This is a genomic window from uncultured Agathobaculum sp. (genome assembly GCF_963927765.1).
Lineage (GTDB): Bacteria > Bacillota > Clostridia > Oscillospirales > Butyricicoccaceae > Agathobaculum.
On record NZ_CAWVCU010000120.1, the window covers coordinates 1 to 26,514 of the forward strand.

Below are 26,514 nucleotides of genomic sequence, written 5' to 3' on the forward strand. Positions count from 1 at the left end.
GGCCGCTTTTGCGGCCTCCTCTCATAAAAAGCCATGACATGCGCATGGTTTTTTATACTTTGCAAGCAAAAAGTTTCGCCCGTCGGAACTTTTTTGCGTCCTCCTCCATTGGAATCGTGATTCCAATGGAAGCAAAATAGAGAAAACGCCGCAGCATTCACACTGCGGCGTTCTCCCATTCAAAGAAAGTAGAAAAGGAAATAAGATAGGTATCTAAAGAGAGATTGCACGCCTTTTATAGCGTGACTCCATCCTTGAAAATTGCGATCTCACGGTAGCCGAGCTGTTCGCTCTTGGAGGGCTGTCCGCTGGCAACCTGAATCACCAGATCAAACAGGCGTGCCGCCGCATCCTTGATCGGTTCGCCGTCCGCGACCGGACCTGCATCAAAGTCGATCCAGCCGGATTTCTTCGCCGCAAGTTGGCTGTTGCTGGCGATTTTGATGGTCGGTGCGGGCGCGCCGAACGGCGTGCCGCGACCGGTGGTGAACAGCACGATATGCGCGCCTGCCGCCGTCATGGCGGTCGCCGATACCAAATCGTTGCCCGGACCGTACAGCATGTTCAGGCCGTGTGCCGTCACTGCGTCGCCATAGCCGATGACGTCCACAATCGGTGCCGTGCCGCCCTTCTGCACACAGCCGCAGGACTTATCCTCCAGCGTTGTGATACCCCCCTTTTTGTTGCCAGGCGAGGGGTTTTCATACACAGTCTCATGATGGCTGATGAAATAATCTTTGAAATTGTTGAGCATGCTGGTCGCCTTGTCAAATACAGCACGGTTGACGCAGCGGCTAAGCAACATTCCCTCCGCGCCGAACATCTCCGGCACTTCGGTCAGCACGGTTGAACCGCCGCGGGCGATCATCATATCGCTGAACGCGCCGACGGTCGGGTTCGCGGTCACACCGGACAATCCGTCCGAGCCGCCGCACTTCATGCCAATCACCAGATCGCTGACCGGGATGGGCTGGCGGGTGAACTGTGCGGCAAACGCAGCGCACTGTTCGAGCAGCGCACGTCCGGCCGCAAATTCATCCTCCACATCCTGACAAGTCAGGAACTTGACGCGGTTTTCGTCATACGGGCCAAGCTCTTCAAGGAACTGGTCGTGCTGCAAATTCTCGCAGCCAAGGCTGAGTACGAGCACCGCCGCCGCGTTCGGGTGACGCACCAGCGCCGCCAGCAGCTTACGGGTCTGCGCATGGTCGGTGCCGGTCTGTGAGCAGCCATACGGATGGGTAAAGGTATACAGTCCCTCAATCGAACCACTCACCAGATCCTGATTGTCCGCGACCATCTTCTTTGCCACGTCGTTGACACAACCGACGGTCGGGATAATCCAAATTTCGTTGCGGACAGCCGCGCGGCCATCCTTACGGCGAAAGCCCATGAAGGTTTCCGGTTCGACCGCCGTAACCGACGGCACATCGGGTTCGTAGGTATATTCCTCCTCGCCCGACAGATTGGTTTTCATATTGTGGGTATGCACCCATGCACCGGTTTCGACCGCGGCGGTCGTATGTCCGATCGGGTAGCCGTACTTGACGACCGCGTCGCCCTCGGCGATCGGCGCAAGCGCTATCTTGTGCCCCTGCGGGATGTTCTCTGCCGCGGTAACGGTCACGCTGCCCGCAGGAAGCGTTTCACCTTTGCTCACGGGATGCAGCGCAACGGCTACATTATCCCGCTCAGTGATGCGAATGAGTTTTGTCATAGTTCGTCCTCCCGCTTACAGGCAGGAAGCGAACGCGGCCTCCGCGCCTTCCGTGCGGATCTTGGTCAGGTTTGCGAGTACAGCGGCTTCTACGCCGTCGATCTTCGTTAAATCCTGATCCCACATCTGCTCATTGGTCAGCACCGCGTGCACCAGATCGGCATCGCTGTCGTCACGATGCGCCCAGTAGAACTCAAGCGCCCAGCGGTCGTCCGAGCAGGTGTAGGTGTTGCCCTTCGGACGCTTGCAGACCAGACCCTTGTCGGTCAGCTCCTGTACGTCAGTCGAATAGAACGCGATGTACGCAGCAAGCGACATAGTCAGGCAGACCGGCAGCTTGCCTTCCTTCTCGATGTACTCCAGGAAGCTGGGCATGTTGCGCGCCTTCCACTTGGAGGTGGAGTTGAGCGAAATGCTCATCAGTTCGTGGTCAACAAACGGGTTGTTGAAGCGATCCTCTACTGCCGCCGCGAAATTTTCCAGATCGTCCTTGTCCAGCGGCAGGGTCGGGATGACTTCTTCATGCAGCATCTTGTTCATAAAGCCCTTGATATGCTCATTGTGCATGCAGTCGCGCACGATGTCGAAGCCTGCAAGGTAAGCGCCCAGCACAAAGCCGGTGTGCGCGCCGTTCAGGATGCGCACCTTGCGCTTCTTGTACGGGGTAACGTCCGGTACAACGATGCAGTTGAGCCCCGCCGCCTTAAACGGCAGTTTGTCCGCGAGCCATTCCGGGCCTTCGATGTTCCAAACGCCGAACACCTCGCCCACGTCGATCAGTTCATCGTGGTAGCCGTTTTCCTCGTCCATCTTAGCCGCCTCAGCAGCATCCTTGATGCGGCCGGGCACGATACGGTCAACCAGCGTCGAGCAGAAGGTGCATTCGCCGCACCAAGCCTTAAAGTCCGCTTCCAGACCCCACTGTTCAATGTACTGACCGACGCACTTTTCCAGCTCCTTGCCGTTGTTGTCGATCAGCTCGCAGGACAGGATGACCAGCGGCTTCTTGCCGGCCTGCCAGCGCTTGTACAGCACCTGCGTCAGCTTTGCCGGGAACGAGGACGGCGGGCAGTCGTCCTTCTGGCAGGCAGGATCGTAAACGATACCAGCCTCGGTGGTGTTGGAAACGATGTACTCGAGGTCGTCGGAAACCGCAACTTCCATCATTGCGTCGTAATCCGCCTTCTCATAGGGGTTCAGGCAGCGGGACACCGAAGAGATCACGCGCTTGCGATCGACCTTTTCACCGTTCTCGCGGCCGCGCAGATACAGGGTGTACAGACCCTGCTGCTCGTTGATCTGCTTTGCAAGGCCGGGCGCGATCGGCTGCACCAGAACCGCCTTGCCGTTCCAGCCCACCTTTTCGTTGGACATATCGAACCAGTAGTCGACAAAGGCGCGCAGGAAATTGCCTTCGCCAAACTGAAGGATCTTTTCCGGTGCATTTTCCAAAATATAGCCCGTGTAACCGGACTTTTTCAGCACTTCATAACTCAGCTTTTCCATCATTATTCTCCTCATATAACCAATCCGGAAACGGCGGAGAAAACTCCGCCGTACCGGACAAAAAACCTTATGGATGAACCGAAAACGATCAGCCGCCAAACAGGGACAGGATACCGGTCGAGAATGCTGGCACATAGGTGATCAGCAGCAGGTTAACAACCAGCAGCAGGTAGAACGGAACCGCTTCCTTGATGAACTTGCCCGTCTTACAGCCGGTGATGCCGCAGGTGACGAACATCAGCGTGCCCATCGGAGGCGACAGTGCGCCGATTGCATTGTTGAAGATGTAAGTCATAGCGAACTGGATTTCATTGATGCCGTATGCCAGCGCGATCGGGTGCAGCAGCGGCACCAGAATGATCATCGAAGCGTTGCCTTCAATGAACATACCAACGATCAGCAGGAAGATGTTGACGATCAGCAAGAAGATGTACTTGTTATCAATGGTAGCAACGATCCACTCGGTCAGCTGCTGCGGGATGCGCTCCTTGGTCAGCACCCAGGAGAATACGCCCGCCGCTGCAACGATCAGCATGATCGAAGAGGTGGTGCAGACCGTTTCCTTAAAGCCGCGCTTGAGGTCGTCCCAGCGCATCTATGATAGATAAGGCCCAGCAGCATCGAGTAGATAATAGCAACCGCACCAGCCTCGGTCGCGGTGAACAGGCCCAGACGGATACCACCGATGATGATGATCGGCAGGCAGAGCGGCAGGATCGCAGGCTTGAGGGCTGCACCGAACTCCTTGCCGGAAACGCGGGTCGTGCGCAGCGGCGCATAGCCGCGCGCCTTGGACACAAAGCGAACCAAAATCATCATAGTGATGCACAGCAGGCCGCCAACGCCGATACCGGACAGGAACAGGTCGCCGATCGAAACGTTTGCGATGCAGCCGTACAGGATCATCGAAATTCCGGGCGGGATCAGCGGGGTAATCATCGCGGAAGCCGCGGTGACAACCGTGGAGAACTCCTTGGAGAATCCCTTCTTCTCCATTTCCGGAACCAGCATCTTTGCTTCCATCGCGGCATCCGCGAGGTTGGAACCGGACAGGCCGCCCATCAGCGTGGACAGCAGGACGTTAACCTGTGCCAGACCGCCGTACATACGGCCGGTCAGCACTTCACAAAAGCCCATGATACGGGCGGTAACGCCGGTGTAGTTCATCATAATGCCCGCGCAGACAAAGAACGGGATGGCGAGCAGCGAAATACTCTCGGCACCGGTGATGGCCTGCTGCGCAAAAACGATGGAGTTTACGCCGGGATTGAGTACAAAGTAAATGGCTGCGCCGCCGAGCACCGAAATAAAGACCGGCACCTTGAGGAACAGCAGAACCAGCATGACGATAGACGCGAGTGCGAGTACTCCATTCATACTTCAAGTGCCTCCTTTGCTTCGGATTTGACGCCCTTGACAAGCGCATAGAAATAGCTGACGATCATCAGCACATACGATACCGGCGCAATGCCGTAAATGAACGCATACGGGATCTTGAGCATCGGGGTGGAACGACCGCTCTGCACAAAGATGTTGATAAAGCCGATGCTCTGGTAGAACAGATATGCCAGAACCACTACAACGACCACAGAAATGAAAATCTCCGCGATTTTCTGCATTTTCTTCGGCATCAAATCGACGATCATCTCAATTGCGACCTGATTGCCCGCGCGGAATGCTGCACCGGCCGCCGCAAATACGATCCAGACCATGCACGAGGTCTGCACTTCCTCCAGCCAAGTGAACGGCGCGCCGAGCACATAACGGAAGATAACGCCCGCGAAGGTCAGAATGATCAGAAGCGCCAGCACAACAGAGGCAACGATGGTATCCAGATTGCCCAGCACGGCGCGCAGCTTGCTGCCTTGCTTCATGTGTTTTTACCCTCCTTTGGAGATGAAACCGGCAGCGGCAGAACATGCATTGCCGCTGCCGGTCAAAACTCTTTTAGACCTTATTATCCAAATGGTTTTGCACTGGGACAGGCTTACTTGCCCATTGCCTCGCAAACCGTCTCGTACAGGCCGTCAGACCAGCCAAAGGTCGCGCCCTGATCGTAGAAGGACTGTGCCTTATCCTTGAAGCCCTGAAGCACTTCTTCGGTCGGCTCAACAACGGTAACGCCCTCGTCCTTCATCATCTGCAGGTATTCCTCTTCCTGCTCGTCGAGCACTTCGTTGTTGTACAGGCCAGCTTCGTTGCCGGTCTCGATCAGCCAGTTCTGCTGCTCCTCGGTCAGGCTGTTGAACCAGTCAGCCGAGCAAACCCAAGTGGTGAAGTTGAGTACGTGACCGTCCAGAATCAGGTACTTGGCAACCTCGTGCAGCTTGCGGCCGTACAGAGTAGCGATCGGGTTCTCAGCGCCGTCGATGGTCTTGGTCTGGAGTGCCTGATAAACGTCGCCCAGGTCCATGCCGGTGGAAACAGCGCCCAGTGCGTCAAAGCCGTAGGACTGGATCTGGTTGTTCGGAACACGGATCTTCATGCCGGCCAGATCGTCAACCGTGTTGACCGGGGAAACGGTCAGGGTGTGGCGTGCGCCGTACTTCCAGTTGGAGGTCAGGATCTTCAGGCCCTTGTCCTCGAGCTGTGCGCACTGGTCAGCATACCAGTCGGACTCGATCAGCGTCCAGCACTCATCCCAGCTGTCGAACAGGAACGGCCCGAACACGATGCCGAAATCCGGTACACCGTAATCTGCATAGAACGCGCCGTCCGCCAGCGTGCAAACCGGCTCGCCCAGCATCATGGAGTCGATCAGCTCATTCTTGCTGCCCAGCTGGCTGTCCGGATAGGCAGTGATGGTCATGGTGCCGCCGGAAGCCTCTTCGAGCAGCTCCGCCCATTTCTCAATGCCCTGGCCAATCGGCTCAGAGATCGAGTTTTCAAAACCGATCTGGAGTTCGATCACATCACCCGAGGTAGACGCAGCATCGCCACCGGTGCTCGTCGAACCTCCGTTGCCCGAACCGCCGCACGCGGTCAAGCTTGCTGCCATCGCGCCGCACAACAGCATGGCCAGCACTCTCTTGCTTACGTTTGCTTTCATAGTGATTCTCCTTTTCTCTTGTCTCTTATTTACAACACCGTCGCCGTACCGCTCAGGTGAAGTCAATAACAACCTTCAGCATCTTGCCTGCGTTCGCAGCAAATTCCTCAAACGCCTTGGGCGCATCCGTCCACTTATATGTATTGGTCACGATCTTGTCCAGCGCTACACCGCCGCCCTTGACCAGATCGATCAGCTCGAGGAAGTCCTTCTTCATCGCATTGCGCGAGCCGTAGATGTTCAGTTCCTTCTTCTGGATGATGGTGAAGAAGAAATCGTCAATGTTGCGCTTGGAAACACCGATCAGAACCACGCGCGCACCGAAGCAAGCGGCATCGAGGCAATTCTGGAACGTGTTCGGCAGACCGACCGCTTCGATGGTCACGTCAAAGCCGTCGCCGTTTGTCAGGTCCGCCACGCCCTTTTCAAAGGCTTCAGGCGACTCATTGAGCAGCTTATGATCCAGCTCGAAGGTCTTGTATGCGTAATCCAGCTTATCCGGCGCAACATCACAAATCGTGACCTCTGCGCCCTTGGCCTTGGCCGCAACCGCTGCCAGCACGCCGATGGTGCCTGCGCCGACGACCAGCACGCGCTCACCCGGCTTAACGTCCGCACGCGATACGCCGTGATAGCTGATGCAGAACGGCTCGATCAGTGCCAGAACCTTGGGATCGAGGCCCTTGCCGTCGTAAATTCGCTCGATCGGCATCGTAATGTACTCGGCAAAAGCGCCCTCACGCTGCACGCCCATCGTCTGGTTATCCGTGCAGGCATTGACCAGACCGCGCTTGCAGGAATAACAGCTGCCGCAGTTGAAATACGGGTTGCAGGTGACGATCATGCCGGGCTTCAAACCCTGATCGTTCTCGTCGATTTCGATGATCTCCGCCGAAAACTCATGTCCCGGCACACGCGGATAGGATACATAGGCATTCGCGCCGCGATAGGAGCCCAGATCGCTGCCGCAGATACCGCCATAAAGCAGCTTGAGCAGCGCTTCGCCCGGCTTACGAACCGGCTTTTCCTGTTCGACGATCTCAACCTTGCCCGGCTCCTTGATGCAAATTGCTTTCATCTTTTGTTTCCCTCCAAACTTTCTTTTCTCAGGTTTCCCCGCTTAAAACACAATTGAAAACTTGTATATTTGCTTGTATACAAGTCGTTCTGCACTTGTAATCTTATGCCCCTCTTTCAGGTTTGTCAATTCTTGTTTTACGTTTTTTCCAAAAATCGTGAGTTTATCCAATCCACCTCAATGCAATATGTCTAAAATCACGAACCCACCCCTTCTTTCACCCCTTGCAAATTTCCACCAATTCGATATAATAGTTTTATCAGGGTGAATTACGACCCTTACCGGAGGTATCAACATACATGTCCACTGCAAAAACATCTTCCATGCAGTCTCAGGCCTATGAATTCATCAAACGAAAGATCACTATGTGCGAATATGCTCCCAATCAGCTGCTCAGCGAAGCTGTTTTGCAGGCAGAGCTTGGCTTTTCCCGCACGCCTGTGCGCGAAGCCATCGGTCGACTGGAACAGGAAGGCTTGCTCAAGGTATTTCCCAAACGCGGCATTGTTGTGTCCGGTTTTACCATCAGCGACATCAGCATGATTTTCGAGGTGCGCCGTCTGGTTGAGCCTTATACCCTACGCAACTATGGCAGCCGTCTCGATATGAACAAAATCGCGGAGTTTTCCAAAATTTTTCGCGAGCATGCGGACGCAGAGGAGTTTACCGGCTTTTATGAACTGGACGACCAGTTTCATTCCACGCTGGTTGCCGCCTTACCCAACGAATACCTTTGCGACCTCTATTCCCGCATCCAAACGCAGATCATCCGTCTGCGCGTCATGAGCGGCCAGCTGATTGAAAGTCGTCTGCAGCGCACGATGACAGAGCATGCCGAAATCGCGGAAGCCTGTCTCGAGCACAATTGGGAACGCGCCGCACTGGCCATGGTGCAACATTTGCACTATTCGGAAGAGTCCTCGCTGGCAACACTGCTCAAAGGCTATAGCAACACGAGCATTATCTGACTACACCCCCATCTTATGTTTGAGCATGTCCCGCCATGCAGAAATATGAAAACCGACAAGGACGCTTCCTACTTCAGCCGCTACCGTGCGGCTGCCGTACGCTTTGAGATCATTGGAGGCGCACTGCTCCTCATCGCCATTGTTCTGAATCTGATCACCGGAAACGCACTTCTGACCATCAGCCTGTTTCTAGCCGCGGCAGGTGCATTTTTGCTCATCATCGGCGGCTCCAGCCTGCGCCCGCACAATCTGGTCAAGGCCTTTGCCCAGCAATGTGCACGCGAACCGGGACATGAAATCGCGCAAGGCTTGCTGGACGCGATCCAGTGCGAAAAAAAGATTCGTCTGGTGCAAAAATCCATCGACAGCGTGGATTTTGCCATCGAAGTATACGAATGTCTGGATGATGCCGATCCGGAGCTCATTCGCAAGCTGCGCGAAGCAAAGGAAACGCATATCGCCAAAAAGGCTTTTTAATTCATCCCTCAACAGACAAAAGACGCCCGCCGCGGCCTCAGCCGCAGCGGGCGTCTTGCTGTTCTATCCATTTATCCGAAATGTCCCATAGCGCCGTACGTTTCCGGCCGACGATCGCGGAATACGCCCCAGCTGCGGCGCAATTCACGAATTTCGTCCAAATCAAAGGTGTGGGTCAGAATGCCGATCTCCTCGCGTCCCGCCTGCTCCACCAGCGCTCCCGTCTCATCCGCGATAAAGGATGAACCGTAAAACGTCAGGCTGGAAGACTGGTTCTGATTCTCCGGCGAGGGCGTGACCGTCTCCGTTCCGACACGGTTTGCCGCGACAAGCGGCATGATATTCGCCGCCGCATGCCCCTGCATGCAGCGCCGCCAGTGCGGCATGGAATCGCAGTCCAGAATCGGCTCCGAGCCGATTGCAGTCGGATAAAACAGCAGCTCTGCGCCTTGCAGCGCCATGCAGCGCGCAGACTCCGGGAACCACTGATCCCAGCAAATGCCCACGCCGATCTTGGCATACGCCGTATCCCACACGCGGAAGCCCGTGTCACCCGGCGTAAAATAAAACTTTTCCTGATAAAAATGGTCGTCTGGAATGTGGGTTTTACGATACTGGCCAAGGATCGTGCCGTCCGCGTCGATCACCGCTACCGTGTTGAAGGTGGTATTACCCACGCGCTCATAATAGCTGACCGGCAGCACCACGCGGAAATCGTGCGCCAGCGTGCGCAGCACATTCACCGCCGGATTTTCTTCCAGCGTAGTCGCCAGATGGTAGTTTTCGTAATTCTTTTCCTGACAGAAATACCAGTTTTCAAACAGCTCGGGCAACAGAATGATCTGCGCGCCCTGCGCCGCTGCTTCGCGTACTTTTTCCGTCGCGGTTTCCAGACCATAGGTCATCTGAACCGCAGCCACGGTCACTTTGCTCATCGTTTTTCTTCTCCTTTGTATGGATTTACGCCGCTTATGCGCGCGGAATCTGCTGTGTGATGCAATGAATATTGCCGCCGCCGATCAAAATATCACGCGCAGGGATTGCCACGACCTTGCGTGTCGGGAACAGCTCCTGCAAAATCGCCTGCGCTTTTTCGTCCATCGGATCGCCGAAGGCAGGCATGACGATTGCTTCGTTTGCGATATAAAAATTGACATAGCTTGCCGCAAGGCGTTCGCCCGGCATGCGCGTCGGCTCACCATCGCACAGATCAAGCCCTTCGCACTCCTCGGCCGTGATCGTCACGGGTTTGGGCAGCGGCAGCTTGTGAACGCGGATTTTGCGTCCCTTTGCGTCGGTCGCGGCTTCCAGCGCCGCCAAACTCGCCGCCGAAAGCGCATACTGCGGGTCATTTTGGTCATCCGTCCATGCAAGCACGACCTCGCCCGGTGCGGTAAACGCGCACACGTTGTCCACATGCTCGTTGGTTTCGTCGTTATAAATGCCGCGCGGCAGCCAGATCACCTTAGAAACGCCCAGATAGTCGCACAGCGTGCGCTCGATCTGCTCCCGCGTCAGATCGGGGTTGCGCCCCTCGGACAACAGGCACGCTTCGGTCACGAGCGCGGTGCCCTCGCCGTCAACGTGGATGGAGCCGCCCTCACAGATAAAATCCCGCTTGTCGTAGCAATCGTTTTCCAACAGGTCGCAGAACTTGCGTGCCACGCGGTTGTCACGCTCCCAGCTCGGATACAGGCCGTCTACCGCGCCGCCCCATGCATTGAAGCCCCAGTCGATGCCGCGGCGCTCACCCTTGCCGTTTACAACAAACGTCGGCCCGACATCGCGCGCCCATGCGTCATCTGTTTCCATCACGACCAGCCGCACCCGCTCGGGCAGCTGCGCACGCGCGTTGTCATACTGCCCCTCCGAGCACAGCACCGTCATCTTTTCGCTCTGCGAAATGGCCTCAATCACCTGCAAAAACGCCTTGCGTGCAGCATATGCACCGTACTGCCACGAATCTGCCCGCTCGGGCCAGATCATCAAACAGCCCTCATGCGGCGCAAACTCCGCAGGCATGAAAAACCCGTCTCCGGCGGGCGTTGTGTGTAAAATCCTCATACCGTTTCTCTCCGTCTTGTTTTCTCCCTAATAGGGTACAACATTTCGATTGGACTTGCAAGATTTTCCCGGATATGTTACACTAAATATACAGATACTTCATCGTTTTATCAGGAGGAAATCATGTCAAGCTATCCTTATTCCTATACACACACCTATACTTATACGCCATTTTTCTCGCTTATCCTGCCGATTCTTGCGCTAATCGTCATCATCGCAGGCGGCCTTGCGCTGTACTTTCTTTTTGTCCGCAAGCCCAACCGTTTTCAGGGCGCTGCCGCCAAGTTGCATGACGCGCTCAACTTCCGCACCTTCTATACGGAAAAGCTCCTCCGCGCGCTGTACAGCATCACGGTCGTCGCGATCGTGGTATACAGTGTCGTTCTGCTGTTCACGCACTTCTTCACCGCCCTGCTGGTGTTTGTGCTCGGCAACTTGGTAGCGCGCATCGTGTATGAATATGCGCTTTTGCTGCTCGTTCTGTGCCGCAACACGCAGGAGATCAACTGCAAAATGGGGCCGCTCCCCGAGGAGCAGCCTGTCCCCCCTGCATCCGGTTCCAATCCGGCTCCCGCTGCACCGCAGCAGCCGCCTGTAGCTCCGGTAGCCCCGCAGCAGCCCTGCCCGCCGCAGAATGCCGCTCCGGTACCGCCGCAGGCCCCCCAGCAGCCACCCATGCCCCCGCAGGATGGCCCACAAGCATAATACAAGTTCATATTCCCCTCTGGGATTTTTCACAGCGGCGCGCAGAATGTCGGTTAACTTCTGCGCGCCGCTGTGCTATAATAAAGGCGAACATCCGCCGGTCGCTCGACCGGTCGAAAAGGGGGATTTTCATGCAGTCCAAGCAAACACCCAGCACCCAAACCGTCCATCCGCAAAGCGGATGGGAGCCGCCGCTCACCGGACAGGCGCGCCGCCTGTTCCTGATCGTGCTGGCCTCGGTTGTGATGGCGGTCAACATCAAGAGCTTTGTCGATGCCGGCGGTCTGTTCCCCGGCGGTTTTAACGGTCTGACCCTGCTCATCCAGCGTAGCGCGCAGCAATTTGCAGGCGTGGCGCTGCCGTTTACCGCGATCAACCTGCTGCTGAACGCCATTCCGGCGATCGTCAGTTTCCGACTCATCGGCAAGCGGTTCACGCTTTATTCCTGTCTGATGATTGCGCTGACCAGTGTCCTGACCGATATTATTCCCTCCATGCCGCTGACCAACGACGTGCTGCTGGTCTGTATTTTCGGCGGCATCATCAACGGGTTTTCCATCAGCCTGTGTCTGCTCGGCCGCGCCACCAGCGGCGGCACGGATTTCATCGCGGTTGCACTTAGCGAACGTCTCAATGTGGACGCATGGAACTACATTTTCATTGGCAACTGCCTGATGCTGGTGGTTGCGGGCATGCTGTTCGGCTGGGACAAAGCGCTGTACTCCATCATTTTTCAGTTCGCCTCGACGCAGATCGTCCATCTGCTCGACCCACGCTTCAAGCGCACGACACTGTTTATCATCTCCAACCGCGCGCCGGAGATTTACGAGCAAATCAAGGACACCACCCATCACGGTGCGACGCTGTTCCACGGCATCGGCCTATATAACGGCGAGGAACGCGACCTGATTTACTCGGTCATCACCAGTGATCAGGTCAAGGAGATCACGCGCGCTGCGCGCGAAATCGACCCGCATGCATTCATTAACATCCTGAAAACCGATCAGGTGGCGGGCAACTTCTACCGCCGCCCGCATGACTAACCGCAAACAGCAAAAGCCGTTTCGTTCCCAAAAGGGAGCAAAACGGCTTTTTATTTGCCTTAATTGCTTTCGCAGCGGTTGAGCAATTTCTCCCACTGCTCGTCAACGTACTGCTGTGCAGCTTCAAGCGTCCACTCGTTTCCGGGCTTGAAGCAATGCTTAAAGCGGCCCTGTAATTTCATAAACTCGGTCACAGGCAGCTTGTTTTTCGGCATGTAATTCAAATGCCACTTGCCCTCAATGACCTCATAGAGCGGCCAGACGCAGGTCTCGACCGCCATTTTGCAGATTTCGGGCAGCAGTTCGGTCGAATACTGCCAGCCGCGCGGGCAGGGTGACATGACGTTGACAAACGCCGGGCCTTCGGTGTAAATCGCGCGGTGCGCCTTCTCGTGGAAATCCTTAAAGTTGCCGAGGAAGGTGGTCTGTGCAACATAGGGAATGTTGTGCGCCGCCATAATCTCGGTCAAGTTCTTTTTGTTCTGCTTTTTGCCGACCGACACCGCGCCCGACGGTGTGGTCGTCGCGCTGGCAAAGCGCGGGGTGGACGACGAGCGCTGGATACCAGTATTCATATAGGCTTCATTATCGTAGCAGAAATACACCATATCATGCCCGCGTTCCATCGCGCCGGACAGCGACTGGAAGCCGATATCGTAAGTACCGCCATCACCGCCGATGGCAAGGAATTTATAGGTATCGTCCAGCTTTCCCTTGCGTTTGAGCACATTGTATGCCGCCTCTACGCCGCCGCAGGTCGCAGCTGCATTCTCAAACGCAGAATGGATATAGGAATCCTCCCACGCGGTGTATGGATAGAGGAAGGACGAGACTTCGAGGCATGAGGTCGCGTTGCATACGACCGCCTTGTCGCCCTCGTCCAGTGCGCGCAGCATGCCGCGGCACACCAGACCCGCGCCGCAGCCCGCGCACAGACGGTGGCCGCCGACAAAACGCTCCGGCTTGGAAAGTTCTTTCTTGTGATTGTACGCCATGTCAGAGCACCTCCTTTTCGCTGCTGCGCTGGCCCATATGGATGTATTTCGGCCCCTTGCCGCCATTTTCGGTCATCAGGAACAGGTGGTCGTACACCCGCGCAATATCCTCGGTCGCGACATCGCGGCCGCCCAGACCGTACACCACGTCGATCAGCACCGGACGCTTCTCCAAATCATAGCACGCGGCACAGGTCTCCGCGTAAATCGGACCGCCACAGGCCGAAAAGCCCTCGCTCTTATCCATAACGGCAACCGCTTTAACATGGCTGAGCGCCTGCGCCAGTTCCTCTGCCGGGAACGGGCGGAACACACGAATCTTAATAAGACCCACCTTGCGCCCCGCCGCGCGCAGCTGGTCGATGCACGCCTTGGCCGTGCCCGCGGTCGAGCCGATCAGCACGAGCGCAACCTCCGCGTCCTCCATCTGGTATTCTTCAAAAAAGCCGTACTTGCGGCCGAAGGTCTTTTCAAAGTCCGCTGCGACTTCCAAAATCGCCCGCTTGGCGTTTTTCATCGCCTCGGCCTGCTGCACCTTGTGCTCCATATAATAGGGCGAAACGTCATATGGGCCGACGGCCAGCGGCGTTTCCCGGCCGATGAGCGCATGCTCCGGATGATACTCCCCGACAAATGCCTTGACCGCATCATCCTCCTCGAGCAGAATGTTCTCGACCGCATGCGAAGTGATAAAGCCGTCCTGACAGACCATGATCGGCAGGCGCACATCAGGCGTTTCCGAAATGCGCATGGCCTGCAAATAGTTATCGTAAGCCTCCTGATTGTTCTCGGCGTACAGCTGAATCCAGCCCGCATCGCGCGTGCCCATTGAGTCAGAGTGGTCGTTGTTGATGTTGATCGGGCCGGTCAGCGCGCGGTTAACGCACGCGAGCGTGATCGGCAGGCGGGCGGACGCTGCCACATACAGCAGTTCATACATATACGCCAGACCACAGGACGATGTTGCGGTCACCGCACGCACGCCTGCCGCCGACGCGCCGATGCAGGTGGACATGGACGAATGCTCGGATTCGACCGTCACATACTCGGTATCCACCTTGCCGTCCGCAACATACTGCGCAAAATACTGCGGAATCTCGGTCGAGGGCGTGATGGGGAACGCGGCAAACACGTCCGGATTGATCTGCCGCATGGCGTAGGCAACCGCCTCGTTGCCCGAAAGCCGGTCTCGGATGCTCATCACTTTTCCTCCTTCACAAAGTCAATCGCGCCAAAGGGGCACACCTTCCAGCAGATGCCGCAGCCCTTACAGTGGTCAAAATCAAAGTCCGCGCGCTTACCGTCGCAGACCGGAATGGACGAATCCGGGCAGAATGGCGCGCACAGCAAGCACTGCTTGCACTTTTCCTCATGCCAGACCGGGATATTGGCGCGCCACTCGCCGGTCATGGTCATACGGGCGGTGCCGCCCTCATAAATCTCGCCGCCGGGGGTCAGCTCCTGCCACGGCGACTGTTCGTTGATATCCTTTGCGCTCTTTGCCATTATCCGCGCACCTCCTTGAGAGACTGGCTCAGGCACTCCATGTTGCCTGCGATGACCTGCGGCTTGGTCGCAAACTTATGCTTGAACGAAGCCTCCATATCCGACTGAAAACGCCATGGGTCGAGCACGCCGCTGACCTTGACGATCGCCGCCAGCATAGGCGTGTTGGGGAAATACTTACCCAGCGTGCGCTCGGAGATCGCGCGCGCATCAATGGTGTAAACGCGGCCCTCATAGCCGCGCAGCAGTGGGCGCACCTCGTCGGGCGACTTGTGTGTGTTGATGACGATCGCGCCCTTGGGGTTAAGACCGTGCGTCACATCGACCGACTGCAGCAGCGTTTCGTCCACCACAACCACATAATCCGGCTCATAGATATTCGAGTGAATCGTGCACCGCTCGTCCGAAATGCGGTTGTACGCCGTGATCGGCGCACCCATGCGTTCCGGTCCATATTCCGGAAAGCCCTGCACATACTTGCCCGATGCGAACGCCGCATCCGCCAGCAGCAGGCAGGCGGTTTTTGCGCCCTGTCCGCCGCGGCCGTGCCAGCGGATCTCCACCATGTTTTTCATGTCGCTTCCTCCTGTTTTACTGTTTTGTCCGATGGGGAACAAAAAAGGCTTTCGTCCCTTTGTAAAGGGACGAAAGCCTGTCAAAGCTTCGCGCAACCACCCATTTACTGCGTACCATCATACGCGCTTCCGGTAACGGGGAAAACCGTCAGCACCTACTTTCCTTTTGGGGTTCGGGCTGCAACTCCGGAGTGATGTTCGGCATCGTCCTACTGACGCCGGGCTTACACCATACCCCGGCTCGCTGCAGCGTTCGGAAACGATCCTACTGTCTCCCTCATCATCTTTGGGCTGTTTTTGATAACTGCACTTTATTATAATAAAGGAGTAGAGCAATGTCAATCGGCATTTCGCACAAAAACAGATGTTTCTCCTGCGCGGACACGTCAAGCCTTGCCTGAAATCAGCCACGGGGCAGGCTCGGTGACAAAGGTATGCTTACTGGTCAATTTAGAGACAGAAAGCTGGATCACCTCCGTCTCACCGATGCCGTAGCGCGCGAACAGATCGGGAATAGACGCGGCGCAGCGGAAGTCGAGCGTATAAACAACAAATTCCATATGCGGATTGAGGCGCAGCAGGCATTCGATCTCCTGTTCCATGCTCGCGGAAGCGACTAGCATGGTGAGCGACGGCACGGGCAAGCCTTTCATCGTCTCGTCGTCCACATGGTCGATGATCTGGATGTTGTTCAGGCCGAACTGCTCGATGTTTTCCTCCATCGTGCGGCGGTCGTTCTGGTTGTACTCGACCGCGATGACTGTACCTTCGCCCGCGATGATGGCGGACTCCACCGCGATCGATTCACCGGAAATAATGCACACGGTATCATCGTTTGCGATATGCATTTTGTTCAGGATCACTGCGCGCATCTCGCTGCCGACATAGTGAATCGATCCACGTGAAAAGCTGGAGTTGCGCATGCCGATCTTGTAGGTCGAGCGCGCATTGGGATTGAGGATCAGCATTGCTGCCGAAGCATTGATGCCGCGATTGATCATATCGCGCAGCTTGTTATGCTCAATCGGGCCGGAGGGGTCGGAGCCGGTGTTGTACCACACGTCGCACTCGCCCAATCCCGCATCCCACATGCGATAAAAGATGTCCGCGTGACCGGCCTCAGTAAACACAAGCACCGTATCATTGGATTCCACGGTCGGGATCAGGTTTTTATTTTTGCGGGTGATATCGAGAATTTTGACCTTTTCCAGATCGACCTGCGTGTTTTCCGAAAAATATTCCAACCATGCAAGGATCTGCGTATTGTTGAACAGCTGTTTCTCCATAGCGGTCACTCCCTTTTTGTCCGTATAATTTATTATAGCACAGCGGCAAAGCAAATGAAAAGCCCCGCGCAAGGGTTTTTGTCTCGATTCTCGTCCTGCTGTTGCCAAAAAACGCGGGACATGCTACAATAAATATCATATTCAAAAGCATCAAGGGAGGTAGTCCCAGTGAAAATACAGGAAAGCGCAGAAAATTATCTGGAAGCGATTCTCGTCTTGAAGCAGCGTAACGGACAGGTGCGGTCGATCGACGTGGCGCACTACACCGGTTTTTCCAAGCCGAGCATCAGCCGCGCCGTCGGTCTGTTGCGGGACAATGGCTATGTCTCCATCGACCAGAACGGCCTGCTCGGTCTGACCGAATCCGGTCTGCACATCGCGGAAACCATCTATGAGCGGCATACGGTGCTGACCGAGCTGCTGACCCTGCTGGGTGTTTCCCCAGAAACCGCAGCCGAAGATGCCTGCCGCATCGAGCACGTCATCAGCACGGAAACCTTTGAAAAGCTCAAAGAACACGCACGCCGGCATCGCAGCGATGCCGCACAATAAGCCCAATGCTCACAGGCCGGCCCATCATGGCCGGCCTTTCGCATCGGCTGCAAGGAGGAAAACCCATGCCGCAAACCATCGAAACCCTGCCGAACGGACTGAAACTCTGGCAGGACGACCGCTTTTTCAAGCTCGGACAGGACAGCGTTCTGCTCTCTGCATTTGCCAAACCGCGCCGGAATGCCAAGGTGCTCGACCTCGGCTGCGGCACGGGCGCGCTCGCGCTGCTGGTTTACCGCCCCGACCTCAAAATCACTGGGCTGGAGTTGCAAGAGGACGCACTCGCGCTGTTCCGCCGCTCGATCGCGGATAACGACGTGGAAATGACCGCCGTGCAGGGCGATTTGCGCGCGATTCGCACGATTTTTCCACACGGCAGCATGGATTATGTCATCTGCAACCCGCCCTATTTCGACCGCACAGCAGGCAAAAGCGCCCCCTCCCCTGAAAAGCGTACCGCCCGACAGGACGGCAGCTGCACGGTGGAAGACGTGGCGGTTGCCACGTCCTTTGTACTGCACACGGGCGGCAAAGCTGCCTTTGTGTTCCGTCCGGAACGGATGTGGGTGCTGCTCGAGGCGCTCAGTCGCGTGCGGCTCGTCCCCAAACGGCTGCGGTTTGTGCATCAGAACGCCACCGCCGCGCCCAGCGCCGTGCTGGTCGAGTGCCGCAAGGGCGGCAGCCCGGAGGGTCTGACCGTCGAGCCGCCGCTGCTGGTGGAAAGCGAAGAATACCAAAGGATATACAGAAAATAATATATTGAGGAAATATTACTATGAGTGAAGCTACTTTATATCTGGTTGCCACGCCGATCGGCAATCTCAGTGACCTGTCACCTCGCGCGCGCGAGGTGCTCGCCTCGGTGGATTTCATCGCCGCCGAGGATACGCGCGTCACCCAAAAGCTGCTGACCGCCTGCGCGCTGCCCAAAAAGCCGCTGATTTCCTACTATGAACACAACCGCCGTGCGCGCGGTGAGGAAGTACTCGCCAAGCTGCTGGCAGGCGAAAGCTGCGCGCTCGTGACCGACGCAGGCACGCCCGCTGTCTCCGATCCCGGTGAAGATCTGGTCGCGCTGTGCGCCGCGCATAATGTGCCGGTCATCCCGATCCCCGGCTGCTGCGCTGCCGTGTGCGCGCTGGCGGCTTCCGGTCTGCCGACCGGCCGCTGGTGCTTCGAGGGCTTTCTATCGGTCAACAAAAAGGCGCGGCGCGAGCATTTGGATGCGCTTGCTGGTGAAAAGCGCACGATGATTTTCTATGAAGCGCCGCACAAGCTGTGCGCGACACTGCGCGACCTGTCCGATGCCTTTGGCGGTGACCGCCGCATCTCGCTCTCTCGTGAGCTGACCAAGCTGCACGAGGAAACGCTGCGCATGACGCTGTCCGAAGCTGTGCAGTATTTTGACCAGACCCCGCCGCGCGGCGAATTTGTGCTGATCGTTGAAGGTGCGCCCGATCTGCCGGACGCACCGGAGGACGCAGACGCTCGCCTGCAAGCCGCCGCAAACGAGGTGCGTCGCCGCATCGCACAAGGCGAAACGCAAAAGGATGCGGTCAAGGCCGTCTCGGCTGAGGCGGGCGTGAAGAAAAACGCGCTGTACCGGCTGGTGCTGGAGCAGGAGGAGCAGACATCGGCCAGCGACTGACCGACTATCCTCCCCCTGAAAACCACAATAATATTTCAAGAAATCCTCTATCCCTTGCCCGTTTGTTCACAGAAAGGACAAACTACCGCCGTATACTTTGAAGTATATCAACACAAAGGTGGGATATGATGTCTACGATTTTGATTGCCGATGACGAGGCGCGCATCCGCCGTCTGGTCAGCGACTTTTTGAAGCGCGACGGCCACAGCATTGTGGAAGCCGCCGACGGGCGCGAAGCGCTGCAAATACTGGAAAACCGGCACCCCGGTCTGGATCTTGCCATTCTGGACGTGATGATGCCCGGCATGGACGGCTTTGAGGTGCTGCGCGAGCTGCGCGCGCAGGAGCGCGGGGACAAGCATCTGCCTGTCATGCTGCTGACCGCCCGCGCGGAAGATGCCGATCAGGTGCGCGGATTGGAGGACGGCGCGGATGATTACGTCACCAAGCCGTTTTCTCCGATCGTACTGGCGGCGCGTGTGCGCACGCTGCTCAAGCGCGAAGGACGCACCGCTGCGCCGCTCGAGCAATTCGGCGCGCTGTCCATCAATGAGCTGCGCCGCGAGGTACTGGTCGGCAACGCCCCAGTCGACCTGACGCCAAAGGAATACGAATTGCTGGTCTATTTCAAAAATAACCGTGCCATCGCCCTGTCCCGCGAGAGCATTCTTAACGCGGTTTGGGGTTACGACTATTTCGGCGACCTGCGCACGGTGGACACCCATGTAAAAAAACTGCGCGCTAAGCTGGGCGACTGCGGCTCGATGATCGCCACTGTCCGCGGTTATGGCTACCGTTTTGAGGGATAACCATGAAACACGGCTCCATCCGGTTCAAATTCTTTGCCGCGATCAGCGCTGTTGCGCTGGTCTTTATCGGCATGCTGTTGCTGCTCAACCTGTTTTTTTATGAAGATTACTATATGATGATGCGGCGCAATGAATTGCGCGACGCGTATCAGAGCATCCGCAACAGTTATAACGGTAATGTCGACGACATTGCCACCGTGCTGGATAACTATGAAAGCCGCAGCGCGATCCGTCTTTCCATCGTTGCCGCAGACGGAACCGTGCGATACTCCTCGTTTTTCTCCCCAGGTAACGAAGAACCGGGCAGCGGGGACTCCACTTTGCCTGGTACATTCCAATTGCCGGATTTTGATCTGTTCGACCAGCAGCGCCGCGGGTATGCCATCCTGCAATCCATTGCCCAAAGCGTCAGCCCGGATACGCTCGCCAAGCGAAACTATCAGTTCTTAAATGTCTCTTTATGGGACGGCGACCAATATCTATGTCTGGCAGGTGCGTTGGACAGCAAGGCGGAAAACTGCCTGTTTGCCTATATGCCATATGCCTATATCGAGCAGAACTCCTCGCTGAATCTGGTATTCCTGCTGATTGCAGGCGGGTGCGCGCTGCTCATTTGTCTAGTCTGCGGCTACTTTATCTCTCGCCAGTTTACGCGGCCGCTGATTGACATGGCCGGCGTGGCCGACCGCATGAGCGAACTGGACTTCTCAACCAAGTGCCAGTCCGGCGGCAGTGACGAAATCGGCCATCTCGGGCAATCGCTCAACCGATTATCCGCCTATCTGGAGCAAACGATTGGAGAACTCAAGCAATCCAACGATCAATTGGCGCAGGAAATTGAAAAGAAAGAGCGCATCGACAGCATGCGGCGCGAATTCATCGTCAATGTGTCGCATGAGCTGAAAACCCCGATCGCGTTGATACAAGGCTATGCGGAGGGACTGACCGCAGGTGTCGCGGATGATCCGGAGGATCGAAAATTCTATTGCGATACCATTGCGGATGAAGCCGACCGCATGAATAAACTGGTCATGCAGCTGCTGAATCTGTCAAAGCTGGAACTGGGCGCGGAGCAAACCTTTTATGACGACATTGATCTGCACGCACTCTGCGCCGAAGCCGTGCAAAAGACCTCGGTGCTTTGTGAAAGCCGCGACCTGACCGTGCACTTTGACGATACCCGTGTCACCGTCCGCACAGACGGCGACTTATTGGAACAGGTACTGATGAATTACCTTTCCAACGCAATTCGCTACACCGTGGATGGCGGGCATATCAAAATCTCAGCAGTACACACAGATTCCGGCATCCGACTGACGGTGTTCAATGAAGGCGAAGGATTACCGGAAGAGGAGCTGCCGAAGATTTGGGAAAAGTTTTACCGCACCGACCGCGCGCGTACCCGTGAGGCCGGCGGTACCGGCATCGGCCTATCTCTGGTGCGCGCCATTGCTGACACGCTGCATGGCTCCTGCGGCGCTGAGAATGTACCGGGCGGCATTTCTTTCTGGTTCGAACTGCCCAACGCCTCAGAAAACAGTGACTCTGCAAACGACACACAATAATTTTTGATTTTTGATTTTTCCAATTTCACACTTGACATCAACCGAATCCTGTGGTATAGTATATAAGCACCTTAAGTAAAGGTTTTATATCGCGGGGTAGAGCAGTTGGTAGCTCGTCGGGCTCATAACCCGGAGGTCGTTGGTTCAAGTCCAGCCCCCGCAACCACCAAAAAGCACTGATTTTGAAAGAAATCAGTGCTTTTTCTTTACTTTTTCGCGTTCTGCGTTTGTTCATTGCTCCCGCTCGCCCCGCGCTTGTTCTTTATTTGTTCTTTAAGCAGACAAACCGAAAGGCCGATATACAACCGTGATTGGTGTATATCGGCCTTATTTTTTAACTTTTGTATCAAGCGGGTGCAGCAAGTCTTGCAGGGTATCCGCTGCCGCTGCATCGGCTGACTGTATCGTATGGGCGTATATTTTGCCCGTCGTTGTCACGCTGGCATGACCTAACCGCGCCGCCACGGTCTGCAAATTCGTACCCGCCGCGATCAGCAACGTAGCATTGGTGTGTCGCAGCGAGTGCAGCGAAATATCGGGCAGATCGTTTTCTTTGATGAACCGTGCAAACCAGCCTGTAACGGTGTCCGGGTGTATCGGCGCGCCGTTCCACGAGGTAAACACGCGCCCGCTCGCCTGCCACTGATCGCCCAGCTGCAAAGCCTGCCGCCGCTGCCATGCACGGAAAGCCCGCAATGCCTGCATTGCATCAGCTGGCACTTTGATACTGCGCCGTGAAGTGGCGTTTTTCGTCTCGTCCTCGAAAATGCCCTTGTCAGCCAGATACAGCGATGACCGCCGAATATGAATGACCGCCTTTTCAAAGTCAATATCTTCCCAAGTCAGGCCGCACAACTCGCCGCGCCGCATACCTGTATACAACAGCAGCTTTATCATGGTGCTATTCTGTATGTCGGCGCTTTCAAGCGCTTCCATCAAGCGGGCGGCTTGTTCCTCGTCCAAATACCGCGCTTCTTTATGCTCCACGCGGGGCGGCTTTACCCGGTCGCACGGGTTGGAAAACAGCACTTGCCACTCGACCGCCGTTTGCAGAATGACAGAAATTAACCTGTGATGGTGCAGAATGGTCTTTGCCGACAAGCCCTTATCATTTCCCACTGGCTCAAACAATGCGCCCACAGGCTGCCCCAGCGCGTCAGAAACGCGCTTTGCACTCTCGGCTGATACGTTCTTGCCCTGCGTGATGCTGGCAAGCACCGCGAGCGACACGCCCGCTTGCTCAGCAAACGCGGTTTTCGTGATCGAGCGGGCGCGCAGCATTTGCCGCAAGTCGCCCTTGAAACGCTGCTTGCCGTCCTCCCTTATCCCCGCTTCTTCCAGATTGGAATAAAACTGTATCAGGTGGTGCGGCTGCAAGCGGTCAAGCCGAATATGCCCGATGGCTGCATTGATACGCGGCAGCATGGCTTTATAGCGGTCAAACGTGGTGGGGCGCACCTGCTTTGCGGCATAGTCCCGCAGCCATATTCCCGCGAAATCCGCAAAGCGCACGTTCCCTTGCAGCACTTGCCCCGTGCGGCACTTTTCCTCGAAAAGTACAGCTTGCCGCTGTGCTTCTTTTTCGGCCTGTGCGTCGGTCATATCCGGATGGGGCTTCCACGTCATGGATTTAATAATCTGCCTGCCGGTCATGTCGTAGCCGCAGGAAACGCGGATAGAATACGACTTGCCGCGCCGGATTACGGTTGCCATGTGGCGCACCTCCTTTCGAGCGGGTGTGTGTCCAAATTGAACACCGTTAGGCTTGCATTACTGGTTAACACCAATCATAAGGCTCTACGTCCGGGTCTGTTGGCACTTCTGCGTTTGCAGGATCACCAAACCACCCCAATACATACACGGTTTTTCCATGCCCGCCTCCATCTTCATACTGCACAAATCGTTCACCGATATAAAGCAATCTCCAGCCGATGCGCAAACAAACGTTCGCTTGCTTAAAACTATCGACTTCTGTGACTGCCGTTACATCTGTCATGGAGAGTTTTGAAACGTCAATGCTAATGCTTTTTTCTTCTGGAAGCCCCAAAATATAATTGGGTGTACAGCCGAAAATTTCAGATAGCTTAATTAGTGTTTTGCTATCAGGCGTTCTTTTTCCAGATTCATATTGGCTTAATGTTCCCTGTGCTATTCCGAGTTGTGCAGCAAGATCAGTCTGGGTCATATCACGCTGTTTTCTTAATGTAGCAATGTTACTCATGGCTTTCACCCCATGTTTAGCATACCATGCATTTTATATTTTGAAAAGAATATTTCGAATTTTTCAAACGGAATATTTTTCGAAATAATATATTGACATATATGCAATTCGTGATATTGTAGAATATAAGAGGTGATACAATGACACAAACACATTCCCGTTTGTCAACGATCATGGGCGAAAAGCGTTTGAAAATCAGCACCATATCGCGAGACACGGGCATATCCCGCGCAACGCTAACCAACCTGTACTATGACCGCAATAGCGCGGTATCGCTGCAAACACTCGGCACATTGTGCGCCTATCTCGGCTGCGAAGTAGGCGACCTAATCAGCTATACAAACCAAAAGGAGGAAACCCCATGAACGAACAACAGACAAAGCAAACCTTGCCCCGTATGCGCACACTTGCAAAAGCCATTGAGGAAATCAAGACCGAAGACCCGAACACCGCTTTAACGCAAAACCAGCTGCGCGTATTGGTCAAATCGGGTGCAATCCCCAGTGTATCAGCCGGGCGGCACACGCTGATTAACCTTGATTTGCTCATTGCCTACTTGGCAAGCGACGCTTACCAGAACGGCAACGCGGCGCAGCCTGCGCCCGAATATGGCAAGCTGCGCCGCATTGAAGAATGAAAAAGACCTTTCCAGCAGCTTTGGTCGGCACTGAAAAGGTCAAAAGACGTATCCACCCGCGAGCGGGTTTGTTTGTACATATTATACCGCACCCGCTCGCCCTTGTCAAATGGAAAGGACGATAACAAATGCACAACGAAACACACGAAGCCACCGTCCGCGCTTGGTTTTCCACTGAAACCATGCCCGCAGCATGGATAGCCGCCGACCCTGCGGCCTGCACCGAATTGGCGCAGCTGCTGCGCGATAAGGTGCTGAAAGCCTATCAAATGGGACTACTGGACGGCGCAGCGCGCCGAACCGCTATGCGCGATCAGGCCATTATGGACGCGTCCGACGCATTAGGGGATTGCCTGTGCTGCCTGTTGGAAGCAAAATATGTAGCACAGACCATCAACTATGAATTTACCCCCTTATGGCACGGCGACAATTTGGACGCACGCAAAGGCGCGGATTTTATACAGAAAATGTGTGTAGCAAGTGGCCTTGTTGTCGAGAAAGCCGCCGCTGCGCTGCGTTCGTTGCACGAAGCGCAAAACGCAATAGAAGCAAAGCAAGCCGTCAAAGAATCCAGTGCGGCTTAAAAAGTACATATCTGCACGGTGTGCGGGGCATTTGCCCCGCACATCGCCGTTTTAGGGGCATTGCACATATCGTGTGTACAATGCAATAGAACAAAATATCTTGCATGGAGCGTAACGAATGAAGAAAAGAAAGCGAGTTGTCCGAGCGGGTAACCTTGTATGGGCGACGATCTGCACGCCGCCCGCACCGAACGACCCCGAACACGTCCGCGCCGCGAAATCCCGCGCCACAACCGCCGCGCGCAAGGCATTAAACCAGAAAGCCGCCTGCCGCCGCCTTGAAATGCTGCTTTCTGCCAATTTCACGCCGCGCGACTTTCACCTGATACTTACCTACAGTCCCGGCGATCTGCCCGCCACGCGCAAGGAAGCCGTGAAGCGGCTGCGCAAATTCCTTGCGCAGCTGCGCGCCTACCGCAAGGCGCGCGGCCTGCCGCTGAAATACGTCTACGCCACAGAGGGCTTACACGGTGACAAGCGTTTCCACCACCACCTTGTAATAAACGCCACAGCGGGCGACTATGACCTGATACGCAGCCTTTGGATATGGGGCGATCAAGTAGACTTGGAACGCATTGCAGATCGTGACTATGGCGGGCTTGCGCGCTATCTCACCAAAGAAGCCGCCGAGGGCAAGCCCAACGGCGCGCAGAGTTGGACACCCTCACGCGGGCTGACAAAGCCCACGGTAGAAACAAGCTGGGTAGACGGTGACGAAACGCTAACCGCGCCCGCTGGCTGCTATGTGATCGAGCGGGAGGACAAGCAAAACGAGTTCGCAGGCTATTCCTATATCCATTACCGCATAGAACACCCACAGCCGCGCAAGACGCGCCCGCGCCGCAGCAAGGCCAGCTTGCCTATACCGCCGACGCTCTATGAAATGGACGCGCCTGCGCGACCGTATGCGCAGCGATAAGCCGCACCCGCTCGGCATACTGCACAATCAAATAGCGCACCCTTTCAGGCTTGAAGCCATGTATATCTGTAGAGAGGGGCACAGAGAAAACACCCTGCACACCTTGTAATCAACCGAGCGGGCGGGTATTCTGGAAACAGACCAGAACAGCCACCGCGCGCGACCGCGTGCAGCGTGCGCAGCGCACTCCCCCCATGCGCCGCCGCTGCCGCGCCGCCCTCAGACCGCATACCCAACAGAAATTTTACTGCGGCACTGCCACATGAGGGGTGGGGTTCGCGTAAGCGCACACAGGCGCACGTTATGCCCCTCCACCAAGCAGCCCAGACAGCGCCTTGCATTACCCCGCAAAACCCATCCAAAGCCGCGATAAACGCCGTTTTTTGCCGCCCGGAAAGCGCGCCAAACGGCGCAAGGCTTGGGCGCAAGCACCCGTCCGCCCGCCTGTGCGCCACACCTGCGCCCGTTATGCACCTACCCCCACCCTGAAAAAGTTTCGGGGCATGGAGCGCAAGACCGCAGGCCTCCATACACGCGAGATTTTTTCCCCATGCCGAAGATTTTTACGAGGTGAGACCATGAAAACCAAAAGCGCAGCCGTCATAGCTAC

29 protein-coding genes and 1 tRNA gene are annotated in these 26,514 nt (G+C 56.0%); 14 read left to right on the top strand and 16 right to left on the bottom strand.

What is annotated here, in order from left to right; translation table 11 throughout:
- Nucleotides 1-235: 235 nt before the first annotated feature.
- The 7 genes from ABGT74_RS10900 to ABGT74_RS10930 form a co-directional block, all read right to left on the bottom strand.
- The gene (locus ABGT74_RS10900; protein WP_346705526.1) at nt 236-1,717 is read right to left on the bottom strand and encodes an altronate dehydratase family protein; all 1,482 of its coding nucleotides are present in this window, start codon (nt 1,715-1,717) and stop codon (nt 236-238) included.
- Nucleotides 1,718-1,732: 15 nt separating this feature from the next.
- Nucleotides 1,733-3,223 carry a tagaturonate reductase gene (locus ABGT74_RS10905; protein ID WP_297283318.1) on the bottom strand — a complete coding sequence of 497 codons (1,491 nt, stop codon included), beginning with the start codon at nt 3,221-3,223 and terminating at the stop codon, nt 1,733-1,735.
- Nucleotides 3,224-3,311: 88 nt separating this feature from the next.
- Entirely contained in the window at nt 3,312-3,818 is a 507-nt protein-coding gene (locus ABGT74_RS10910) for a TRAP transporter large permease subunit (protein WP_346705527.1), read from the bottom strand.
- Complete coding sequence (locus tag ABGT74_RS10915) at nt 3,752-4,600, bottom strand: TRAP transporter large permease (RefSeq protein WP_346705528.1); 849 nt, start codon at nt 4,598-4,600, stop codon at nt 3,752-3,754. Before ABGT74_RS10915 ends, ABGT74_RS10910 begins: the two co-directional genes overlap by 67 nt.
- Nucleotides 4,597-5,097, bottom strand: coding sequence for a TRAP transporter small permease (locus tag ABGT74_RS10920; RefSeq protein ID WP_297283319.1), 501 nt, complete (start codon nt 5,095-5,097; stop codon nt 4,597-4,599). The genes ABGT74_RS10915 and ABGT74_RS10920 overlap by 4 nt, the downstream gene beginning before the upstream one ends.
- A 113-nt stretch (nt 5,098-5,210) precedes the next feature.
- Nucleotides 5,211-6,272, bottom strand: coding sequence for a C4-dicarboxylate TRAP transporter substrate-binding protein (locus ABGT74_RS10925; RefSeq protein ID WP_297283320.1), 1,062 nt, complete (start codon nt 6,270-6,272; stop codon nt 5,211-5,213).
- A gap of 52 nt (nt 6,273-6,324) precedes the next feature.
- A complete protein-coding gene (locus ABGT74_RS10930) occupies nt 6,325-7,350 on the bottom strand; it encodes a zinc-binding alcohol dehydrogenase family protein (RefSeq protein ID WP_297283321.1) in 1,026 nt (341 codons plus the stop codon).
- Between the two features lie 299 nt (nt 7,351-7,649).
- Between ABGT74_RS10930 and ABGT74_RS10935 the strand changes: the two genes are divergently transcribed.
- Both ABGT74_RS10935 and ABGT74_RS10940 read left to right on the top strand, forming a co-directional pair.
- Complete coding sequence (locus ABGT74_RS10935) at nt 7,650-8,318, top strand: GntR family transcriptional regulator (protein ID WP_297283322.1); 669 nt, start codon at nt 7,650-7,652, stop codon at nt 8,316-8,318.
- 45 nt (nt 8,319-8,363) lie between these two features.
- Nucleotides 8,364-8,795 (top strand): hypothetical protein, encoded by a 432-nt coding sequence (locus ABGT74_RS10940; RefSeq protein WP_297283323.1) that lies wholly within the window; start codon nt 8,364-8,366, stop codon nt 8,793-8,795.
- Between the two features lie 71 nt (nt 8,796-8,866).
- Here ABGT74_RS10940 and aguB read toward each other — a convergent pair whose 3' ends face one another.
- Both aguB and aguA read right to left on the bottom strand, forming a co-directional pair.
- Complete coding sequence (aguB, locus tag ABGT74_RS10945) at nt 8,867-9,730, bottom strand: N-carbamoylputrescine amidase (RefSeq protein ID WP_297283324.1); 864 nt, start codon at nt 9,728-9,730, stop codon at nt 8,867-8,869.
- A 34-nt stretch (nt 9,731-9,764) separates the two neighbouring features.
- Entirely contained in the window at nt 9,765-10,859 is a 1,095-nt protein-coding gene (aguA, locus tag ABGT74_RS10950; RefSeq protein WP_297283325.1) for an agmatine deiminase, read from the bottom strand.
- Nucleotides 10,860-10,982: 123 nt separating this feature from the next.
- Here aguA and ABGT74_RS10955 point away from each other — a divergent pair, with 123 nt between their 5' ends.
- Both ABGT74_RS10955 and ABGT74_RS10960 read left to right on the top strand, forming a co-directional pair.
- Nucleotides 10,983-11,564: a hypothetical protein gene (locus tag ABGT74_RS10955; protein WP_297283326.1), complete on the top strand. Its 582-nt coding sequence runs from the start codon at nt 10,983-10,985 to the stop codon at nt 11,562-11,564.
- Nucleotides 11,565-11,695: 131 nt separating this feature from the next.
- Entirely contained in the window at nt 11,696-12,607 is a 912-nt protein-coding gene (locus ABGT74_RS10960; RefSeq protein ID WP_297283327.1) for a YitT family protein, read from the top strand.
- Between the two features lie 59 nt (nt 12,608-12,666).
- Here ABGT74_RS10960 and ABGT74_RS10965 read toward each other — a convergent pair whose 3' ends face one another.
- From ABGT74_RS10965 to ABGT74_RS10985, 5 genes are all read right to left on the bottom strand, one after another.
- Nucleotides 12,667-13,602 (bottom strand): thiamine pyrophosphate-dependent enzyme, encoded by a 936-nt coding sequence (locus ABGT74_RS10965; protein ID WP_297283328.1) that lies wholly within the window; start codon nt 13,600-13,602, stop codon nt 12,667-12,669.
- A 1-nt stretch (nt 13,603) separates the two neighbouring features.
- Complete coding sequence (gene porA / locus ABGT74_RS10970) at nt 13,604-14,803, bottom strand: pyruvate ferredoxin oxidoreductase (RefSeq protein ID WP_297283329.1); 1,200 nt, start codon at nt 14,801-14,803, stop codon at nt 13,604-13,606.
- Nucleotides 14,803-15,108, bottom strand: a complete 306-nt coding sequence (locus ABGT74_RS10975) for a 4Fe-4S binding protein (protein ID WP_297283330.1) — start codon at nt 15,106-15,108, stop codon at nt 14,803-14,805. The genes porA and ABGT74_RS10975 overlap by 1 nt, the downstream gene beginning before the upstream one ends.
- Nucleotides 15,108-15,683 carry a 2-oxoacid:acceptor oxidoreductase family protein gene (locus ABGT74_RS10980; protein ID WP_297283331.1) on the bottom strand — a complete coding sequence of 192 codons (576 nt, stop codon included), beginning with the start codon at nt 15,681-15,683 and terminating at the stop codon, nt 15,108-15,110. The genes ABGT74_RS10975 and ABGT74_RS10980 overlap by 1 nt, the downstream gene beginning before the upstream one ends.
- Before the next feature lie 386 nt (nt 15,684-16,069).
- Complete coding sequence (locus ABGT74_RS10985) at nt 16,070-16,969, bottom strand: precorrin-6B methylase (protein ID WP_297283332.1); 900 nt, start codon at nt 16,967-16,969, stop codon at nt 16,070-16,072.
- Between the two features lie 168 nt (nt 16,970-17,137).
- On the opposite strand from ABGT74_RS10985, the gene ABGT74_RS10990 reads away from it, so the two are divergent.
- The 6 genes from ABGT74_RS10990 (at nt 17,138) to ABGT74_RS11015 (ending at nt 21,709) form a co-directional block, all read left to right on the top strand.
- On the top strand, nt 17,138-17,521 hold the full coding sequence (locus tag ABGT74_RS10990) for a metal-dependent transcriptional regulator (protein ID WP_297283333.1): 384 nt from the start codon (nt 17,138-17,140) through the stop codon (nt 17,519-17,521).
- Between the two features lie 65 nt (nt 17,522-17,586).
- A complete protein-coding gene (locus ABGT74_RS10995) occupies nt 17,587-18,276 on the top strand; it encodes a methyltransferase (RefSeq protein ID WP_297283334.1) in 690 nt (229 codons plus the stop codon).
- A 20-nt stretch (nt 18,277-18,296) separates the two neighbouring features.
- The gene (gene rsmI / locus ABGT74_RS11000) at nt 18,297-19,169 is read left to right on the top strand and encodes a 16S rRNA (cytidine(1402)-2'-O)-methyltransferase (protein WP_297283335.1); all 873 of its coding nucleotides are present in this window, start codon (nt 18,297-18,299) and stop codon (nt 19,167-19,169) included.
- Between the two features lie 128 nt (nt 19,170-19,297).
- Nucleotides 19,298-19,978: a response regulator transcription factor gene (locus tag ABGT74_RS11005; protein ID WP_297283353.1), complete on the top strand. Its 681-nt coding sequence runs from the start codon at nt 19,298-19,300 to the stop codon at nt 19,976-19,978.
- 2 nt (nt 19,979-19,980) lie between these two features.
- Nucleotides 19,981-21,543, top strand: coding sequence for an ATP-binding protein (locus ABGT74_RS11010; protein WP_346705529.1), 1,563 nt, complete (start codon nt 19,981-19,983; stop codon nt 21,541-21,543).
- Nucleotides 21,544-21,633: 90 nt separating this feature from the next.
- Nucleotides 21,634-21,709 (top strand) — tRNA-Met (locus ABGT74_RS11015).
- Nucleotides 21,710-21,870: 161 nt separating this feature from the next.
- Here the strand turns inward: ABGT74_RS11015 and ABGT74_RS11020 are convergent.
- Both ABGT74_RS11020 and ABGT74_RS11025 read right to left on the bottom strand, forming a co-directional pair.
- A complete protein-coding gene (locus ABGT74_RS11020) occupies nt 21,871-23,256 on the bottom strand; it encodes a tyrosine-type recombinase/integrase (RefSeq protein ID WP_297283337.1) in 1,386 nt (461 codons plus the stop codon).
- 64 nt (nt 23,257-23,320) lie between these two features.
- Nucleotides 23,321-23,764 carry a helix-turn-helix transcriptional regulator gene (locus ABGT74_RS11025; protein ID WP_297283338.1) on the bottom strand — a complete coding sequence of 148 codons (444 nt, stop codon included), beginning with the start codon at nt 23,762-23,764 and terminating at the stop codon, nt 23,321-23,323.
- Between the two features lie 140 nt (nt 23,765-23,904).
- Here ABGT74_RS11025 and ABGT74_RS11030 point away from each other — a divergent pair, with 140 nt between their 5' ends.
- The 4 genes from ABGT74_RS11030 to ABGT74_RS11045 all read left to right on the top strand — a co-directional run bounded on the left by ABGT74_RS11030 (nt 23,905) and on the right by ABGT74_RS11045 (nt 25,904).
- Complete coding sequence (locus ABGT74_RS11030; protein WP_346705530.1) at nt 23,905-24,129, top strand: helix-turn-helix transcriptional regulator; 225 nt, start codon at nt 23,905-23,907, stop codon at nt 24,127-24,129.
- Nucleotides 24,126-24,401, top strand: coding sequence for a DNA-binding protein (locus tag ABGT74_RS11035; protein WP_297283340.1), 276 nt, complete (start codon nt 24,126-24,128; stop codon nt 24,399-24,401). The genes ABGT74_RS11030 and ABGT74_RS11035 overlap by 4 nt, the downstream gene beginning before the upstream one ends.
- A gap of 128 nt (nt 24,402-24,529) precedes the next feature.
- Nucleotides 24,530-24,985, top strand: a complete 456-nt coding sequence (locus tag ABGT74_RS11040) for a hypothetical protein (RefSeq protein WP_297283341.1) — start codon at nt 24,530-24,532, stop codon at nt 24,983-24,985.
- Between the two features lie 118 nt (nt 24,986-25,103).
- Entirely contained in the window at nt 25,104-25,904 is an 801-nt protein-coding gene (locus tag ABGT74_RS11045) for a hypothetical protein (protein ID WP_346705531.1), read from the top strand.
- Nucleotides 25,905-26,514 lie beyond the last annotated feature (610 nt).

What these genes read in the sequence shown, in the direction of transcription:
- ABGT74_RS10900 (WP_346705526.1), bottom strand. Translation starts at nt 1,717, where the DNA reads ATGACAAAACTCATTCGCATCACTGAGCGGGATAATGTAGCCGTTGCG.
- ABGT74_RS10905 (WP_297283318.1), bottom strand. Translation starts at nt 3,223, where the DNA reads ATGGAAAAGCTGAGTTATGAAGTGCTGAAAAAGTCCGGTTACACGGGC.
- ABGT74_RS10910 (WP_346705527.1), bottom strand. Translation starts at nt 3,818, where the DNA reads ATGCGCTGGGACGACCTCAAGCGCGGCTTTAAGGAAACGGTCTGCACC.
- ABGT74_RS10915 (WP_346705528.1), bottom strand. Translation starts at nt 4,600, where the DNA reads ATGAATGGAGTACTCGCACTCGCGTCTATCGTCATGCTGGTTCTGCTG.
- ABGT74_RS10920 (WP_297283319.1), bottom strand. Translation starts at nt 5,097, where the DNA reads ATGAAGCAAGGCAGCAAGCTGCGCGCCGTGCTGGGCAATCTGGATACC.
- ABGT74_RS10925 (WP_297283320.1), bottom strand. Translation starts at nt 6,272, where the DNA reads ATGAAAGCAAACGTAAGCAAGAGAGTGCTGGCCATGCTGTTGTGCGGC.
- ABGT74_RS10930 (WP_297283321.1), bottom strand. Translation starts at nt 7,350, where the DNA reads ATGAAAGCAATTTGCATCAAGGAGCCGGGCAAGGTTGAGATCGTCGAA.
- ABGT74_RS10935 (WP_297283322.1), top strand. Translation starts at nt 7,650, where the DNA reads ATGTCCACTGCAAAAACATCTTCCATGCAGTCTCAGGCCTATGAATTC.
- ABGT74_RS10940 (WP_297283323.1), top strand. Translation starts at nt 8,364, where the DNA reads ATGAAAACCGACAAGGACGCTTCCTACTTCAGCCGCTACCGTGCGGCT.
- aguB (WP_297283324.1), bottom strand. Translation starts at nt 9,730, where the DNA reads ATGAGCAAAGTGACCGTGGCTGCGGTTCAGATGACCTATGGTCTGGAA.
- aguA (WP_297283325.1), bottom strand. Translation starts at nt 10,859, where the DNA reads ATGAGGATTTTACACACAACGCCCGCCGGAGACGGGTTTTTCATGCCT.
- ABGT74_RS10955 (WP_297283326.1), top strand. Translation starts at nt 10,983, where the DNA reads ATGTCAAGCTATCCTTATTCCTATACACACACCTATACTTATACGCCA.
- ABGT74_RS10960 (WP_297283327.1), top strand. Translation starts at nt 11,696, where the DNA reads ATGCAGTCCAAGCAAACACCCAGCACCCAAACCGTCCATCCGCAAAGC.
- ABGT74_RS10965 (WP_297283328.1), bottom strand. Translation starts at nt 13,602, where the DNA reads ATGGCGTACAATCACAAGAAAGAACTTTCCAAGCCGGAGCGTTTTGTC.
- porA (WP_297283329.1), bottom strand. Translation starts at nt 14,803, where the DNA reads ATGAGCATCCGAGACCGGCTTTCGGGCAACGAGGCGGTTGCCTACGCC.
- ABGT74_RS10975 (WP_297283330.1), bottom strand. Translation starts at nt 15,108, where the DNA reads ATGGCAAAGAGCGCAAAGGATATCAACGAACAGTCGCCGTGGCAGGAG.
- ABGT74_RS10980 (WP_297283331.1), bottom strand. Translation starts at nt 15,683, where the DNA reads ATGAAAAACATGGTGGAGATCCGCTGGCACGGCCGCGGCGGACAGGGC.
- ABGT74_RS10985 (WP_297283332.1), bottom strand. Translation starts at nt 16,969, where the DNA reads ATGGAGAAACAGCTGTTCAACAATACGCAGATCCTTGCATGGTTGGAA.
- ABGT74_RS10995 (WP_297283334.1), top strand. Translation starts at nt 17,587, where the DNA reads ATGCCGCAAACCATCGAAACCCTGCCGAACGGACTGAAACTCTGGCAG.
- rsmI (WP_297283335.1), top strand. Translation starts at nt 18,297, where the DNA reads ATGAGTGAAGCTACTTTATATCTGGTTGCCACGCCGATCGGCAATCTC.
- ABGT74_RS11005 (WP_297283353.1), top strand. Translation starts at nt 19,298, where the DNA reads ATGTCTACGATTTTGATTGCCGATGACGAGGCGCGCATCCGCCGTCTG.
- ABGT74_RS11010 (WP_346705529.1), top strand. Translation starts at nt 19,981, where the DNA reads ATGAAACACGGCTCCATCCGGTTCAAATTCTTTGCCGCGATCAGCGCT.
- ABGT74_RS11020 (WP_297283337.1), bottom strand. Translation starts at nt 23,256, where the DNA reads ATGGCAACCGTAATCCGGCGCGGCAAGTCGTATTCTATCCGCGTTTCC.
- ABGT74_RS11025 (WP_297283338.1), bottom strand. Translation starts at nt 23,764, where the DNA reads ATGAGTAACATTGCTACATTAAGAAAACAGCGTGATATGACCCAGACT.
- ABGT74_RS11030 (WP_346705530.1), top strand. Translation starts at nt 23,905, where the DNA reads ATGACACAAACACATTCCCGTTTGTCAACGATCATGGGCGAAAAGCGT.
- ABGT74_RS11035 (WP_297283340.1), top strand. Translation starts at nt 24,126, where the DNA reads ATGAACGAACAACAGACAAAGCAAACCTTGCCCCGTATGCGCACACTT.
- ABGT74_RS11040 (WP_297283341.1), top strand. Translation starts at nt 24,530, where the DNA reads ATGCACAACGAAACACACGAAGCCACCGTCCGCGCTTGGTTTTCCACT.
- ABGT74_RS11045 (WP_346705531.1), top strand. Translation starts at nt 25,104, where the DNA reads ATGAAGAAAAGAAAGCGAGTTGTCCGAGCGGGTAACCTTGTATGGGCG.